This is a genomic window from Mesorhizobium sp. B2-4-14, from assembly GCF_006442155.1.
Lineage (GTDB): Bacteria > Pseudomonadota > Alphaproteobacteria > Rhizobiales > Rhizobiaceae > Mesorhizobium.
This window is the reverse complement of the sequence record NZ_VFVA01000003.1, coordinates 178,395-193,277: the sequence shown is the minus strand read 5'-3', so window position 1 is coordinate 193,277 and position 14,883 is coordinate 178,395. Positions and strand designations below refer to the sequence as shown.

The following is a 14,883-nucleotide window of genomic DNA, read 5'->3' as shown; positions in this document are numbered from 1 at the left end:
GTTAGACCGGAGTCGAGCGAGGAGAAGCAGCCATGGCCTATGAGACGATCATCACCGAGACGCGCGGCAAGGTCGGGCTGATCACGCTGAACCGGCCGCAGGCGCTCAACGCGCTGAATTCCCAAATCCTCAATGAACTCGTCGCAGCCGTAAACGGTTTCAGCGCCGATCCCGGGATCGGCGCCATGGTTGTTACCGGCTCCGACAAGGCCTTTGCCGCCGGTGCCGACATCAAGGAGATGCAGGCGATCTCCTACGTGGACGCTTACAGCCAGGACTTCTTCGCTGGCTGGGAAGAATTCACGCGGGCGCGAAAGCCAATTATCGCGGCGGTGGCCGGCTATGCGCTGGGAGGGGGGTGCGAACTCGCGATGATGTGCGATTTCATCATCGCCGCCGATACGGCCAAATTCGGCCAGCCCGAAATCACGCTCGGCGTCATTCCCGGCATGGGCGGGTCGCAACGATTGACCCGGTTCATCGGTAAGTCGAAGGCCATGGACATGTGCCTGACCGGGCGGATGATGGATGCGGCGGAAGCCGAGCGCTCGGGCCTGGTATCGCGGGTCGTGCCCGCGGGCGAGCTTGTCGAGGCGGCCGTCAAGGCGGCTGCCAAGATCGCTGATTTCTCGCTGCCGTCGGTGATGATGGCGAAGGAAGCTGTCAACCGTGCCTATGAAACGACGCTTGCCGAGGGATTGCGGTTCGAACGCCGCCTGTTCCACTCGCTTTTCGCGCTCGAAGACCAGAAGGAAGGCATGGCGGCCTTCGCCGAAAAGCGGAAGCCGAATTTCACCAACCGGTAGGGCATCGGCGGCCGGGGCCGAAACCCTGTGACGCCGGCCAAAAAGAACGCCGGGCAGCGTTGACGCGCCGGAAAAGCTGAACTATAAGCCGCACCAACCGAGGCGGCCCCGTGGCTGCCCGTTTGTTTTTTGCGCCCTGCGGCATGCCGCGTGCGCCGACCAGATCAGAAGAGAGGCATCATGGCCAACACATCCTCGGCCAAAAAGGCAACGCGTAAGATCGCCCGCCGCGCGGCGATCAACAAGAACCGCCGGTCGCGCGTTCGCACCTATATCCGCCAGGTCGAGGAGGCACTCGCCTCCGGCGACAAGGCAGCCGCCCAGGCCGCTTTCAAGGCCGCCGAGCCGGAATTGATGCGCGCCGCGACCAAGGGCGTGATCCACAAGAATACCGCGTCCCGCAAGGTGTCGCGGCTGGCCCAGCGCCTCAAGGTGCTGTCGGCCTGAATCGACTTTCCAGGCTGATCTTCTTTAAAACCCGGCCGATCGTGCCGGGTTTTTTCGTTTGCCGGCAAGTACTTAAAAAGAATACTGAGAAATGGCGTCCAATACGGAGTCCAAGGTTCGAAATGCTTTGCCGGCACATGCATGCCTACTGATGGTCGACATGCTTGAAAAGTGCAGGCTGCAAAATCCTTGGTCAGCATAAATAACCAATATTTTTCAATCAATTAGCGGTAGTCATCCACAACTTGTCCACAGCACGCCGAGGGGACGGGAGGACAACTGGCTGTCAAGCGAATTATTTCAGAAAATTTCAAACCGGCCCGGCTTTTTCATATTCGCGGGAAAAGGGTTTGAATCACAATGGCTTTGTTAAAACATACCGCCGCAGCATGGCGCCTGAACCTGCCCGAGGTAACCAGATTCCTTAAAAATCCGTTAGACGTGGCCTTGCCCTATCCACAGCGATTTCGGTAATGTCCATCCATCGAAAGGGACGGGGTCCTGAGCCCTTAACCCAGCCTGAATCGGGCCAGCTTAAATTGGCGGGATTTGCGACGCGGATCAAGTCCGCGGACGGTTTGGTTTGCTCTTTTTCGATACGGTAGGGGACTGGCGTAACTAGACATGGCAGGTAGACAGCGCGCCGGCGCTCTTTCGCCGGACGGTGTTGTGTTGCCCTGAAATACCCAACGCGGACTGGCTTCCATGGGCCGGCACCGGTTCCCCGGATAATGGGCGACGTTCATTGCCGGCGGCGGCAAGGAGCTTCGTAGCGAAGATACAGTCGCTGGCAAAGGATGCAGGAGGCGCATCCCCAGCGGAAAAACAGGTACAGAAAGGCAAGGAACTCGATCATGCAGAGCGGCATCGAAAGGGAGCTTACGGGCGACCTCCTATTTCCTGGAACTTTGATCGGAGCAAACGAGATGGTGGTCTCCAGCGACGCGGAACAGAAATTCGACCGGGTCAAGACCCAGTTGAAGGCGCGTCTGGGGGCTGAAGTCTATTCGAGCTGGTTCGGCCGCATGAAGGTCGCGGAGGCTTCCAAGGGCATCGTCCGCATCTCGGTGCCCACCGCGTTCCTGCGCTCGTGGATCAACGGTCATTATCACGACCTCATCTCCGAACTGTGGAAGCAGGAGGATCCCGAAGTCCTCAAGATCGAGATCGTCGTCCGCACGGCCACCCGCCAGGGGCGCAGCCATGTCGAACCGGAATTGGCGCCGGCGCGCAAGATGACGCGGCAGACGCAGACGGCGCTGGCCGCCGGCACCGTGAGCCCAGGCAGGGTGGAGCGGCCTCCGGTGCCGCGGCCGGGCGCTTCGGCCGAGAACGAGTTCCGCCACAATGTGCTGGGGTCGCCGCTTGATCCGCGCTACACTTTTGGCTCCTTCATCGAAGGACCGTCGAACCGGGTGGCGTTCGCTGCCGCCAAGGCCGTAGCGGAATCGCAGTCGAGCGCGGTGCGCTTCAATCCGCTATTCCTGCACGCGACCGTCGGGCTCGGCAAGACGCACCTCCTGCAGGCCATCGCGGCGGAATCGCTGAAGCAGAATCCCAAGTCCCGCGTCGTCTATCTCACCGCCGAATATTTCATGTGGCGCTTCGCCACGGCGATCCGTGACAACAATGCGCTGACGCTCAAGGAGCAGCTGCGCGACATCGATCTCCTGATCATCGACGACATGCAGTTCCTGCAGGGCAAGTCGATCCAGCATGAGTTCTGCCACTTGATCAACATGCTGCTCGACAGCGCCAAGCAAGTCGTCGTCGCCGCGGACCGGCCACCGTCGGAGCTGGAATCGCTGGAGCCGCGGGTGCGTTCGCGCCTCAATGGCGGCGTCGCGCTCGAAATGTCGGCGCCCGATTTCGCCATGCGCCTCGGCATGCTCAAACTGCGCCTGGCCACGGCCAGGACCGACGACGCGTCGCTCGACATTTCCGATGAAATCCTCAATCACGTCGCCCGCACCGTGACCGGCAGCGGCCGCGAACTCGAGGGTGCGTTCAATCAGCTGCTGTTTCGCCAGTCGTTCGAGCCGCAGATCACCATCGACCGCATCGACGAGATCCTCGGCCACATTTATCGCACGGGCGAGCCGAAGCGGGTTCGCATCGAGGACATCCAGCGCATCGTGGCGCGCCACTACAACGTGTCGAAGACGGAACTTTTGTCCAACCGGCGCACGCGCACGATCGTCAAGCCCAGGCAGGTAGCCATGTATCTGTCGAAGGTGATGACGCCGCGCTCCTTGCCCGAAATCGGGCGGCGCTTCGGCGGCCGCGACCACACCACGGTGCTGCATGCCGTGCGCAAGATCGAAGACCTTTCTGGCGCCGACAACACGCTGGCACAGGAACTAGAACTGCTGCGGCGCCTGATCAACGACCAGGCCTGACCGGTACCGCGACAGGCAAGCCAGAACGGTTCTGGAATTCAATGGCTTGCCTGCCCGGCCGTGAACCCGAAATGGGCCCACGGCCTTGCCGGGAGACGATCCGGATTCCGGATTCGCCGCATCGGCCGGCGGACTTCGCGCCCTTTATCCCCAGAAAGCCTGTGCAGCCGGCCTGAACCGGTGGCGCGGGCTTGCGTTTGCTGGCTTTTTCCTGTCAGTTTACGCAGATTCTGAGCCTGTTCAGACCTTTCGCGGGGCGCCGCCAGCCGGAGACCCGCTCATCCTTTCAAGCGAGCCTGTTTCGTCATGCGTGTTATCCTGGAACGGTCAAATCTCCTGAAGTCGCTCAACCACGTCCACCGCGTGGTCGAACGGCGCAACACAATACCGATCCTGTCCAACGTGCTGCTCAGCGCCGAGGGGGCCAGCCTCGAAATGAAAGCCACCGACCTAGACCTGGAGGTGACGGAAGCGACGCCGGCCAAGGTGGAGCGCGGCGGGGCGACGACGGTTCCGGCCCACCTTCTCTATGACATCGTGCGCAAACTCTCCGACGGCGCCGAGGTGATGCTGAAGACGGATGAGGACGGCAACGCCATGACGGTGACGTCGGGCCGCTCGAGCTTCCGCCTGCAGTGCCTGCCGCAATCCGACTTCCCGGAGCTTTCGGCCGGCTCCTTCTCGCATATCTTCCGGCTCGACTCGGTCGCCCTGAAGGGGCTGATCGAGAAGACGCAGTTCGCCATTTCCACCGAAGAGACGCGCTACTATCTCAACGGCATCTACCTGCACACACATGAGGTCGGCGGCAAGCTCAAGCTGCGCTCCGTGGCCACAGACGGCCACCGCCTGGCCCGTGCCGAGATCGACGCACCGGCGGGTTCCGAGGGCATGCCGGGGATCATCATTCCGCGCAAGACGGTCAGTGAGCTGCAGAAGCTGGTCGACGATCCGGATATCGCCGTGACCACCGAACTGTCGGACACCAAGATCCGCTTCACCATCGGCAGCGTGGTCCTGACCTCGAAGCTGATCGACGGCACCTTCCCCGATTATCAGCGCGTCATTCCGACCGGCAACGACAAGAAGCTGATCCTCGACCGCCAGAGCTTTGCCGCCGCGGTCGATCGCGTCTCGACCATTTCCTCCGAACGGGGCCGCGCGGTGAAGCTTTCGATCAGCGAAGGCCAGGTGACGCTCGCCGTCAACAACCCGGATTCCGGCAGCGCCACCGAGGAACTGGCCGCCGACTATTCGGCGGACCCGATCGAGATCGGCTTCAACGCCAAATACCTGCTCGACGTCGCCGCGCAGCTGACCGGCACGGAAGCCAAATTCATGCTGGCCGACGCCGGTTCGCCGACGCTGATCCACGACATGGCCGACGAGACCGCGCTCTACGTGCTGATGCCGATGCGCGTATAGCCGGCACCTGTCGTCAGGCGGCTCCGCCGCAGCCGGCAGCGAGAATGATGGCGACTTCTACAGGCGGATAGCGGTTGCCGGTACAAACCCATATAAGTAAGCTAATACTTACTAACTTTCGCAATTATGCGGCGCTGGCGATCGATCTCGCCCCCGGCCTTGTGGTCTTTTCTGGTGACAACGGCGCCGGCAAGACCAACCTTCTCGAAGCCATCTCCTTTCTGACGCCGGGACGCGGCCTGCGCCGCGCTCCTTACGCGGATGTCGCGCGCGAGGGCGGCGACGGCGGTTTTGCGCTGCACGCCCGGCTCGACGGACCTGGCGGCCAGATCGAGATCGGCACCGGCATTTCCGGCGGCGAGAGCGAGGGCGGCAGGCGGGTGCGGATCAACGGCGCCAACGCGCGATCGGCCGAGGACATGCTGGAATGGCTGCGCGTCGTTTGGCTGACGCCCGCCATGGATGCGCTGTTCACCGGACCGGCGGCGGATCGCCGGCGCTTTCTCGACCGGCTGGTGCTGGCGATCGACCCTGGCCACGGCCAGCGCGCCCTCGACTACGAGAAGGCGATGCGCGGCCGTAACCGTCTGCTGACCGAAGGCTCGCGCGACGACCGCTGGTTCGACGCGATCGAGACCCAGATGGCCGAAACCGGGGTGGCGATCGCCGCGGCGCGCGCCGAGATAGTGCGCCTGCTGGCCGCCATGATCGACAGGCTGCCCGACGCGGGACCGTTCCCGCAGGCCGACATCGGCCTCGCGGGCGATTTGGAGGCCGAGATCGCAAGCGCGCCGGCGGTCGATGTCGAGGAGCGGTTCCGGCGGGCACTCATGGAGGGCCGCGACCGCGACCGCGCCGCCGGGCGCACGCTCGAGGGGCCGCACCGTTCGGATCTCGTTGTCCGGCACCGGCCCAAGGCGATGCCGGCAGAGCTCTGCTCGACCGGTGAGCAGAAGGCACTGCTGGTCGGCATCGTCCTGTCGCATGCAAGGCTGACCGGCGAAATGTCCGGCATGACGCCGATCCTGCTGCTTGACGAGATCGCCGCGCATCTCGACGGCGGACGGCGGGCGGCGCTATCCTCGATCCTGGAGGAATTGAACTGCCAGGCTTTCATGACGGGAACCGATGCGGCGCTGTTTTCCAGCCTGCAGGGCAGGGCACAGTTCCTGACGGTCGACCACGGCAAGGTAAGGTCAACCGTCTAGGTCGCACGCATGTCGGCACCCCAAAGCCGCTCGACACTTTTGGGCGACGCGATCTTGTTGCATGCATGTCGGCATCCCAAAACCGCTCGACACTTTTGGGCGACATGCATGAAGACCTGACAAGGTTTTTCGGCCACGATATGGTCCTGATATGACCACTGTGCTCACCGCCGACGAGATAGAACGTTATGCCCGCCACATCGTGCTGCCCGAGGTCGGCGGCGCGGGCCAGCAGAAGCTCAAGCAAGCGCGTGTCCTGGTGATCGGCGCGGGCGGGCTGGGGGCGCCGGTGCTCGAATATCTTGCCGCGGCCGGCGTCGGCACGCTCGGCATTGTCGACGACGACACGGTGTCGCTCTCCAATCTGCAGCGTCAGGTCATCCACGGCACCGATACGGTCGGCATGCTGAAAACCGATAGCGCCAAGGCGGCGATCATCCGCATCAATCCCAACACCACGGTCGAGACGCACACATTCCGGCTGACGGCGGAGAATGCCCCTGCCCTCGTCGCCCGCTATGACATCGTCGTCGACGGTTCCGACAATTTCGAAACCCGCTATACGGTGGCCGACGCCTGCGCGAGCGAAAGAAAACCGCTGGTGCATGCCGCTGTCGGACGCTTCGACGGTTCGGTGACGGTGCTGAAGCCATTCGAGGACGGCAAGGATGGCAAGCCGAACCCGAGCTACCGCGACCTCTTTCCCGAAGCCCCGCCGCCGGGTCTGGTGCCGTCCTGCGCCGAGGCCGGGGTGCTCGGCGCGCTGACGGGCGTCGTCGGCACGCTGCAGGCGATGGAGGCGATCAAGCTGATCGCCGGCATCGGCGAGCCGCTGGTCGGCCGGCTGCTGCTCTACGACGCGCTCGCCGCGCGCTTCGAAACGATCCGCTACACCAGGCGCTGACCTTGAAGCAGACCGTGCCCTTCTCCATCACCCGCATCCCCGCCGATTTCGACCGCTGGGCTGATGTGCTTGCCCTGATCATGCAGGCCTTCGCCTCCATGGACGGCGTCATCGACCCGCCATCCTCGGCCCATTTGCTCACCGTCGACACATTGCGTGACAAGGCTCGGCGGGAGGCCGGCTTCGTGGCCCTCAACGACGGCAGCATCGTCGGCTGCGTCTTTGCTCTCGAACGGGAGGACGACTTTTATGTCGACAAGCTCGCCGTCGCACCGGACTGGCAGGGCCAAGGCATTGGCCGGCAACTGATGCGGGCAGTCGAATGTCTTGCGCTCGACCGCGGCAAGGCGGCGCTGGAACTTCAGACACGGATCGAACTCATCACGAACCATGCCGCCTTCGCCTGCCTCGGCTCCCACGAGACCGAACAGACGGCGCATGAAGGCTACGCCAGGCCGACCTCGATCACCATGCGCAAAACCATTTCATAAGCCTTGGCTTTCACTTGAAGGAAGGCGAGCCGTCAGGTCCTGAGCGGCAGTACGCGGTCCGGCGGACGATGCCCGTCAACGAAGGCCCTGATATTGATGATGACCTTCTCGCCCATGTCGATGCGGCCCTCGAGCGTCGCCGAGCCCATATGCGGCAAGAGCACGACCTTGCCCTTGGCGGCGAGCTTGAGCAGCTTGCCGTTCAGGGCCGGCTCGTGCTCGTAGACGTCGAGGCCGGCGCCGGCGATCTTGCCGTCCTGGATCAGCTTGACCAGCGCTTCTTCATCGATGATGTCGCCGCGCGCGGTGTTGACGACATAGGCCGTGGGCTGCAGCAACGCCAGTCGCCGCGCCGACAAGAGGTGAAAGGTCGCGGGCGTCGACGGACAGTTGACCGAGATGATATCCATGCGGGCCAGCATCTGGTCGAGGCTTTCCCAATAGGTCGCCTCCAGCCCGTCCTCGACCGCCGGCAGCACGCGATGGCGATTGTGATAGTGGATGGAAAGGCCGAAGGCCTTGGCCCGCCGGGCAACGGCCGTGCCGATGCGGCCCATGCCGACAATGCCGAGCCGCTTGCCCCAGATGCGCCGGCCAAGCATCCAGGTCGGCGACCAGCCGGCCCATTTCTTGTCTCCGGTCAGCACGTTGGCGCCTTCCGCGAGCCGGCGTGGCACCGCCAGCATCAGCGCCATGGTCATGTCGGCGGTATCTTCCGTGAGCACATTGGGCGTGTTGGTGACGGTAATGCCCCTCTTGGCCGCCGCCGCCACGTCGATCTTGTCGACGCCATTGCCGAAATTGGCGATCAGCTTGAGGTTGTCGCCGGCCTGGGCGATCAGCGCCGCGTCGATCTGGTCGGTCACGGTCGGCACCAGCACGTCGGCTTCCTTGACCGCGGCAACCAGCTCTGGCTGCGTCATCGGCCTGTCCTCGACATTCAGCCTTGCATCGAACAACTCGCGCATGCGGGTCTCGACCGGGTCGGGCAGCTTTCGCGTGATGACCACGAGAGGCTTCTTTTTGCCTACCATTGTTTCCCTCGTTGAGACCTCTTTAACCAAGACCGGCGAAACTGAAAGCCGGTCGCGGTAGCCGATTTACCCATGTAACAAGCGGTGCCGCCGAAGACAAAGAAAAAGGGGCGCCGCAGCCGCCGGGCCGGCACCGAAAGGAACGAAAGTGTCTGGTTTCGCGTCGCTTCGCCTGACCCTCAGCGCAGCATTTCTCGGCGCTCTCCTTTATTCTCCGCTTGCCACGGCGCAAAGCGCGGCGGCACCGGCCCAGAGCGCCGTCACGCTCGGACCGAGCGGCCTGCCACTGCCGCGATTCGTCAGTCTCAAATCCGGCCGCGTCAACTCGCGCGTCGGGCCGGGTGCCAACTATTCGGTCGACTGGATGTACCTGAAGGCCGGGCTGCCTATGGAGATCATCCAGGAGTTCGATACGTGGCGCCGCGTGCGCGATGCGGACGGTTCGGAAGGCTGGATCAACCAATCGCTGCTCTCAGGCCGACGCACCGCCATCATCGCGCCCTGGCAGCGCGGCAAGGGTGCCCAAGTCAATCTTCTCAAGAGCCCCGACAAGGATGCCAGGGTGGTGGCCATCGTCGAGCCGGGCGTCATGGGCACGATCAAGGCCTGCGACGGCCAGTGGTGCGAAATGACGCTCGCCGGCCATACCGGCTGGCTCTCCCAGTCCGCGGTGTGGGGCGCCTATCCAGGCGAGCGGGTCAAGGACTGAGCGTCTCGCGTTTACGCCCGATACGGCCGAGATGGGTGTCCTGGAAACCGGTTGACAGCTTGAGGCCATAGCCAAGCGCACGGTCGATGGCGATGTGAGCGATCCAGATCAGTGCGACCGCGATTGCCGTCGCATTGCCGGCCAGGCGACCAGCGAGCAACAGCAGCACCGGTACGATCACGATGTGCAGGGCGTTGTAGGCGATGGCACCGTTGCGCGGGCCACCGAGATAGCCCAACATCGACAGGTCCGGCGCCAGGATGAGCAATCCGAAGAGCCACCAGGAAACCCCTGTTGAACCGTAGAAGACGACAGCGGCCATGGTCACGACAGCTCATTCGAGCCGGACTATCAGGTCGAGCGGTTTCACCCCAGGCAGATTATTCTGGCCGGGCCGATTATTCTGGCCGGGCCGATTATTCGGGCCGGGCCGACTAGTCTGGCCCTCGCCTGTCATTCCTGGCGCTTGGCGCGCAGCCTCACGACGATGTCGACATTGGCGATTTCCATACCCTCGGGCGGGTCCGGCAGGTTGGTGACCGTCACCGGGCCGTTGGCGATGTCGAAAATCCGGTTTTCGCCTTCGATGTAGAAATGATGGTGGTCGGAGGTGTTGGTGTCGAAATAGGTCTTGGCGCCCTCGACGGCGAGGATGCGCAGCAGCCCCGCCTGGGTGAACTGGTGGAGTGCGTTGTAGACGGTGGCCAGCGACACCGGCACGCCGGCGGCCAGCGCCTCCTCATGCAGTTCCTCGGCCGAGAGATGACGGTCGCCCTTGGCAAAAAGCAGGTTGGCCAGCGCTATGCGTTGGCGCGTCGGCCTCAGCCCCGCTTCCCGTACGCGCTTGTCCACAGCGACATTTTCCTTCCGGCAGCCCCGGTCCATCTGGTCTTCCAAGCTCACTGTCCCGCCTCAAGGCACGCCCAGAATGGCAAAAAAATGAATGTCTGCCGAAACCGGACCCCTGTTGACATATATTCTGTCGTCCGAATGCGATCAATAGCGCGCATTGACCCGGGCAGACTGGCGGGTTAAGCGCAAGCGCCGGTTTCCGGCCTGAAACAGATTGTGTTAGGACACCAACGACAAGGGCGCGCTATCGCCCGGACGATATGGGGACGAGATTGATGGCGGGTTCGAAATCCAGCTACGACTACGAAGAATTGCTGGCCTGCGCCCGCGGCGAGCTGTTCGGAGAGGGCAATGCCCAGTTGCCCTACCCGCCGATGCTGATGTTCGACCGCATCACCGAAGTCAGTGAGACCGGCGGCGCCTTCGACAAGGGCTTCATCCGCGCCGAATTCGACATCAAGCCGGACCTGTGGTTCTTTGCCTGCCATTTCATCGGCAATCCGATCATGCCGGGATGCCTCGGCCTCGACGCTTTGTGGCAATTGACGGGTTTCTATCTCGGCTGGCTCGGCGAACCCGGCAAGGGAATGGCGCTGTCGACCGGCGAGGTAAAGTTCAAGGGCATGGTCACGCCATCGGTCAAGAAGGTCGAGTATGGCGTGGATTTCAAGCGCGTGATGCGCGGCCGGCTCGTGCTGGGCATCGCCGATGGCTGGATGAAGGCGGATGGCGAGCCCATATATGCGGCGACGGACCTGAAGGTCGGTTTGTCCAAGCAGTCGGCGGTCGCTTGACCGCAGCCCTGGCCCGCCCTTTGGCCGGCATCCCTGGAAGGAGTTGCGAATGAGACGTGTCGTAGTCACAGGCCTCGGCATCGTGTCGTCGATCGGCAACAACGCCAACGAGGTGCAGACCTCGCTGCATGACGCCAGATCCGGGATCAGCTTTTCCGATTCCTTCGCCGAGCATGGCTTCCGCTGCCAGGTCTGGGGTGCGCCGACACTCGACCCGTCCGCCATGATCGATCGCCGCGCGATGCGCTTCCTGTCGCAGGGCGCGGCCTGGAACCACGTCGCCATGGACCAGGCGATCGCGGATGCCGGCTTGAGCGAAAGCGACATCACCAATGAGCGCACCGGCATCGTCATGGGCTCGGGCGGCCCCTCCACCCGCACCATCGTCGAAGCGGCCGAAACCACGCTCAAGAACGGCAGCCCCAAGCGCATCGGCCCCTTCGCGGTGCCGAAGGCGATGTCGTCGACGGCCTCGGCCACCTTGGCCACGTGGTTCAAGATCCATGGCGTCAACTATTCGATCTCGTCGGCCTGCTCGACCTCGGCGCATTGCATCGGCAATGGCTATGAGCTGATCCAGTGGGGCAAGCAGGACATGGTCTTTGCCGGCGGTCACGAGGATCTCGACTGGACGATGTCGGACCTGTTCGATGCCATGGGCGCCATGTCGTCGAAGTTCAATGACCGGGCATCGACCGCTTCCCGCGCCTACGACGCCAATCGCGACGGCTTCGTCATTGCCGGCGGCGCCGGCGTGCTGGTGCTGGAAGAACTGGAGCATGCCAAGGCGCGCGGCGCCAAGATCTACGCCGAGATCGTCGGCTACGGCGCGACCTCGGACGGCTACGACATGGTCGCGCCTTCGGGCGAAGGTGCTATCCGCTGCATGCGGCAGGCCCTGTCGACGGTTACCGAGCCGGTCGATTACATCAACACCCATGGCACCTCGACGCCAGTGGGGGATTCCAAGGAAATGGGCGCGATCCGCGAGGTGTTCGGCGAGAAGATGCCGTTCATCACCTCGACGAAATCACTGACCGGCCATTCGCTGGGCGCGGCCGGCGTGCAGGAATCCATCTATTCGATCCTGATGATGCAGGGCGGCTTCATCGGCGAAAGCGCCCATATCGAGACGCTTGATCCTGAATTCGAGGGCATGCCGATCGTGCGCAAGCGCATCGACGACGCCAAGATCGACACCGTCCTGTCAAATTCCTTCGGCTTCGGTGGCACCAACGCAACGCTCGTTTTCCAGCGCTATTCCGCATAAGGCCTGGTTTTTGTAGAAGGATTGGCGGCCATGGACGGATTGATGAAGGGCAAGCGCGGGCTTGTCATGGGGGTCGCCAACGATCATTCGATCGCCTGGGGCATCGCCAGGAAATTGTCCGAACATGGGGCGGAACTGGCGTTCACCTACCAGGGTGAGGCCTTCGGCCGCCGGGTCAAACCGCTCGCCGACAAGCTCGGCGCCTCACTGGTCGTTCCCTGCGACGTCGAGGACAGCGCTTCGGTCGCCGAAACTTTCGAGACGCTTGGCAAGGCCTGGGGCGGGCTGGACTTCGTCGTCCATGCTATCGGCTTTTCCGACAAGAATGAGCTGAAAGGCCTTTACGCCGACACCAGCCGGGACAATTTCATCCGCACCATGGTGATCTCCTGCTATTCCTTCACCGAGGTGGCCCGCAATGCCGCGCCGCTGATGAAGGATGGCGGCTCGATGATCACGCTGACCTATGCCGGTTCGGTCCGCGTCATGCCGAACTACAACGTGATGGGCGTCGCCAAGGCCGGGCTCGAGGCCAGCGTGCGTTATCTCGCCAACGACTACGGCCCGCGCGGCATCCGGGTGAACGGCATCTCGGCGGGACCGGTGCGCACACTCGCCGGCGCCGGCATTTCGGACGCCCGCCACATGTTCTCCTACCAGCAGCGCAACTCGCCGCTGCGCCGTACCGTGACCATCGACGAGGTCGGCGGGTCGGCGCTTTATCTCCTCTCCGACCTCGCCTCCGGGGTCACCGGCGAAATCCACTATGTCGATTCCGGCTATCACATCGTCTCGATGCCGACGCTGGACGAATTGAAGCAGACGGATGGCTGAGGAGCGGATTGCGGCCACCCGTTTTGCGCGACATGTATCCCGGCGTTTGGAAATCGCTTCATTCCAGGAAAGAAATAGTCCTCTCCGGTAAAATTGGATGCATTCGCGGAAAGCCATTTTAAGAAGGCTCCCGCTATAGAGTCCCGCAATCTGGGGACCTTTCAATGCCTGCTGTCAGCAACCCGAAGCGAACACCGGTGTTCCGACTGCTCACGATAGCAAGTTCGGGTATCGGCAGTTTCATCCTCGGCATCTGGGGCCTGAAGCACGGTCTCGGCAACGGGTTTGCCGGCATGTCGGTGGACATGATGGTCGCGATCACGGCCGCGCTTTGCGCGCTGGCGGCATCGGTGGCGGCAATGTCTTTCTTCGCCGGCATCGATGAATCGGCGGATTTCGTCTTCAACGAGACCCATTTCGACAAGCTGACCGGGTTGCTGGCCCGCCCGGCGATGGTCGGCAAGATCGCCGAGGCGGCATGCACCACGCGCCGGACCGGAGAACCGGTGTTCCTGATCGACATCGACATCGACCGGTTCAAGCAGATCAACGACGCGATCGGCTACACCCAGGGCGACGAGTTGATACGCGCCTTCACCAAGCGGCTGAAAACCTGTGTTCCCGCGCGCACAGTGATCGGGCGCATTGGTGCCGGCGAGTTCGCCGTGCTGCTTCAGGATCACCAAATCCAGGGAACGATGGAAAGCATGCTCGAGAGGCTCATCGACGAGATGATGGAGCCCTATGAACTCAGCAGCCATCAGCAATCCGTGGGCCTTTCGGTGGGTATCGTGGCCATGCCCAAGGATGGCATCGACCCGGTCCTCATCCTGCGCCGCTCCAACCTTGCGCTGCAGAACGCGCGCGCCAGCGGCGTCGGCAACTGGTCGGTCTTCAACAGCGAGATGGGGCGGGTGGCCGACTATCGCCAATGGGTCGAATCCGAACTGCACACCGCCTTCGAACGCGGAGACTTCGACCTGCACTATCAGCCGCAACTCGATCTGCCGACCGGCCGCATCGTCGGCTATGAGGCGCTGATCCGCTGGAACCATCCAGAGCGTGGCATGATCCCGCCGATGGAGTTCATCCAGATCGCCGAGGAGACGGGGATGATCAACCCGATCGGCGAATGGGTTCTGCGCAAGGCCTGCAGTGACGCCAGCCATTTGCCGGACGACTGCTTCGTGGCTGTCAACATCTCGCCGGTCCAGTTCATGACCAAGGACTTCGTCGGCATCGTGCGCGACACGATGAGGACCACCGGCATCAAGCCGTCACGGCTGGAACTGGAAGTCACCGAGACGGCGATGATGCAGGACCGTGACCGCGCGGCCGCCATCCTGAAAGAGCTTGCCGAGATGGGCATATCCGTGGCCGTCGACGATTTCGGCACAGGCTATTCGAACCTCAGCTACCTGATCGACTTCTCGTTCGGCAAGCTGAAGATCGATCGTTCCTTCGTCAGCCGCATCGATACTGATTCCAGTTCCGGCGCCGTCGTCTCGACCATTGTCGGGCTTTCGCGTGCGCTCGGCGTCAGCATCATCGCCGAAGGCGTCGAGACCGAGAGCCAGGCAACGCTGCTGCGGGCGGCAGGCTGCGAAGTCGTGCAAGGCTACCTGTTCGGGCGGCCGGCGCCGCTGAAGGTCGGGGTCGTCGATGGGCACGCCGGCGAGGACATGCGGCGCGTCGCCACTCTGCATTGAG

Annotated in this window: 15 protein-coding genes; 12 read left to right on the top strand and 3 right to left on the bottom strand. The window is 63.0% G+C overall.

Translation table 11 applies throughout. The annotated features are described in order from the left end of the window. Window positions 1-32: 32 nt before the first annotated feature. The 7 genes from FJ938_RS04165 (at window position 33) to FJ938_RS04135 (ending at window position 7,680) form a co-directional block, all read left to right on the top strand. The gene (locus FJ938_RS04165; RefSeq protein WP_140691373.1) at window positions 33-806 is read left to right on the top strand and encodes an enoyl-CoA hydratase; all 774 of its coding nucleotides are present in this window, start codon (window positions 33-35) and stop codon (window positions 804-806) included. Window positions 807-986: 180 nt separating this feature from the next. After that, entirely contained in the window at window positions 987-1,253 is a 267-nt protein-coding gene (gene rpsT, locus FJ938_RS04160; RefSeq protein WP_140607716.1) for a 30S ribosomal protein S20, read from the top strand. Between the two features lie 854 nt (window positions 1,254-2,107). After that, window positions 2,108-3,652: a chromosomal replication initiator protein DnaA gene (dnaA, locus tag FJ938_RS04155; protein WP_140691370.1), complete on the top strand. Its 1,545-nt coding sequence runs from the start codon at window positions 2,108-2,110 to the stop codon at window positions 3,650-3,652. A 306-nt stretch (window positions 3,653-3,958) separates the two neighbouring features. Further along, window positions 3,959-5,077 carry a DNA polymerase III subunit beta gene (dnaN, locus tag FJ938_RS04150; protein WP_140607718.1) on the top strand — a complete coding sequence of 373 codons (1,119 nt, stop codon included), beginning with the start codon at window positions 3,959-3,961 and terminating at the stop codon, window positions 5,075-5,077. Between the two features lie 74 nt (window positions 5,078-5,151). After that, complete coding sequence (gene recF / locus FJ938_RS04145) at window positions 5,152-6,285, top strand: DNA replication/repair protein RecF (RefSeq protein ID WP_140691367.1); 1,134 nt, start codon at window positions 5,152-5,154, stop codon at window positions 6,283-6,285. Window positions 6,286-6,436: 151 nt separating this feature from the next. Continuing rightward, on the top strand, window positions 6,437-7,189 hold the full coding sequence (locus FJ938_RS04140; RefSeq protein WP_140691364.1) for a molybdopterin-synthase adenylyltransferase MoeB: 753 nt from the start codon (window positions 6,437-6,439) through the stop codon (window positions 7,187-7,189). A gap of 2 nt (window positions 7,190-7,191) precedes the next feature. Further along, a complete protein-coding gene (locus FJ938_RS04135; RefSeq protein ID WP_246673172.1) occupies window positions 7,192-7,680 on the top strand; it encodes a GNAT family N-acetyltransferase in 489 nt (162 codons plus the stop codon). A gap of 32 nt (window positions 7,681-7,712) precedes the next feature. On the opposite strand, the gene FJ938_RS04130 is transcribed toward FJ938_RS04135, so the two are convergent. After that, entirely contained in the window at window positions 7,713-8,714 is a 1,002-nt protein-coding gene (locus FJ938_RS04130; protein WP_140607722.1) for a D-glycerate dehydrogenase, read from the bottom strand. A gap of 148 nt (window positions 8,715-8,862) precedes the next feature. On the opposite strand from FJ938_RS04130, the gene FJ938_RS04125 reads away from it, so the two are divergent. Beyond that, window positions 8,863-9,423 carry an SH3 domain-containing protein gene (locus tag FJ938_RS04125; RefSeq protein WP_140607724.1) on the top strand — a complete coding sequence of 187 codons (561 nt, stop codon included), beginning with the start codon at window positions 8,863-8,865 and terminating at the stop codon, window positions 9,421-9,423. Here FJ938_RS04125 and FJ938_RS04120 read toward each other — a convergent pair. Together FJ938_RS04120 and irrA are read right to left on the bottom strand one after the other, a co-directional pair. Further along, window positions 9,413-9,745, bottom strand: a complete 333-nt coding sequence (locus FJ938_RS04120; protein ID WP_181169002.1) for a DUF4260 domain-containing protein — start codon at window positions 9,743-9,745, stop codon at window positions 9,413-9,415. The genes FJ938_RS04125 and FJ938_RS04120 overlap by 11 nt on opposite strands. A 131-nt stretch (window positions 9,746-9,876) precedes the next feature. Beyond that, window positions 9,877-10,308 carry an iron response transcriptional regulator IrrA gene (gene irrA, locus FJ938_RS04115; protein WP_181165535.1) on the bottom strand — a complete coding sequence of 144 codons (432 nt, stop codon included), beginning with the start codon at window positions 10,306-10,308 and terminating at the stop codon, window positions 9,877-9,879. A 242-nt stretch (window positions 10,309-10,550) separates the two neighbouring features. Between irrA and fabA the strand changes: the two genes are divergently transcribed. The 4 genes from fabA to FJ938_RS04095 all read left to right on the top strand — a co-directional run bounded on the left by fabA (window position 10,551) and on the right by FJ938_RS04095 (window position 14,882). Continuing rightward, entirely contained in the window at window positions 10,551-11,069 is a 519-nt protein-coding gene (fabA, locus tag FJ938_RS04110) for a 3-hydroxyacyl-[acyl-carrier-protein] dehydratase FabA (RefSeq protein ID WP_127276870.1), read from the top strand. 49 nt (window positions 11,070-11,118) lie between these two features. Next, window positions 11,119-12,339 carry a beta-ketoacyl-ACP synthase I gene (gene fabB, locus FJ938_RS04105; RefSeq protein WP_140607730.1) on the top strand — a complete coding sequence of 407 codons (1,221 nt, stop codon included), beginning with the start codon at window positions 11,119-11,121 and terminating at the stop codon, window positions 12,337-12,339. Window positions 12,340-12,369: 30 nt separating this feature from the next. After that, window positions 12,370-13,173, top strand: a complete 804-nt coding sequence (gene fabI / locus FJ938_RS04100; protein ID WP_140607732.1) for an enoyl-ACP reductase FabI — start codon at window positions 12,370-12,372, stop codon at window positions 13,171-13,173. Between the two features lie 164 nt (window positions 13,174-13,337). Further along, window positions 13,338-14,882 (top strand): bifunctional diguanylate cyclase/phosphodiesterase, encoded by a 1,545-nt coding sequence (locus tag FJ938_RS04095; protein ID WP_140691361.1) that lies wholly within the window; start codon window positions 13,338-13,340, stop codon window positions 14,880-14,882. The last annotated feature ends 1 nt before the right edge of the window (window position 14,883 follow it).

Bases quoted from the DNA above. Each gene is read 5' to 3' on its own strand.
- FJ938_RS04120 (WP_181169002.1), bottom strand. From the start codon at position 9,745: ATGGCCGCTGTCGTCTTCTACGGTTCAACAGGGGTTTCCTGGTGGCTC.
- fabB (WP_140607730.1), top strand. From the start codon at position 11,119: ATGAGACGTGTCGTAGTCACAGGCCTCGGCATCGTGTCGTCGATCGGC.
- FJ938_RS04165 (WP_140691373.1), top strand. From the start codon at position 33: ATGGCCTATGAGACGATCATCACCGAGACGCGCGGCAAGGTCGGGCTG.
- rpsT (WP_140607716.1), top strand. From the start codon at position 987: ATGGCCAACACATCCTCGGCCAAAAAGGCAACGCGTAAGATCGCCCGC.
- dnaA (WP_140691370.1), top strand. From the start codon at position 2,108: ATGCAGAGCGGCATCGAAAGGGAGCTTACGGGCGACCTCCTATTTCCT.
- fabI (WP_140607732.1), top strand. From the start codon at position 12,370: ATGGACGGATTGATGAAGGGCAAGCGCGGGCTTGTCATGGGGGTCGCC.
- irrA (WP_181165535.1), bottom strand. From the start codon at position 10,308: ATGGACCGGGGCTGCCGGAAGGAAAATGTCGCTGTGGACAAGCGCGTA.
- FJ938_RS04095 (WP_140691361.1), top strand. From the start codon at position 13,338: ATGCCTGCTGTCAGCAACCCGAAGCGAACACCGGTGTTCCGACTGCTC.
- FJ938_RS04130 (WP_140607722.1), bottom strand. From the start codon at position 8,714: ATGGTAGGCAAAAAGAAGCCTCTCGTGGTCATCACGCGAAAGCTGCCC.
- dnaN (WP_140607718.1), top strand. From the start codon at position 3,959: ATGCGTGTTATCCTGGAACGGTCAAATCTCCTGAAGTCGCTCAACCAC.
- FJ938_RS04140 (WP_140691364.1), top strand. From the start codon at position 6,437: ATGACCACTGTGCTCACCGCCGACGAGATAGAACGTTATGCCCGCCAC.
- fabA (WP_127276870.1), top strand. From the start codon at position 10,551: ATGGCGGGTTCGAAATCCAGCTACGACTACGAAGAATTGCTGGCCTGC.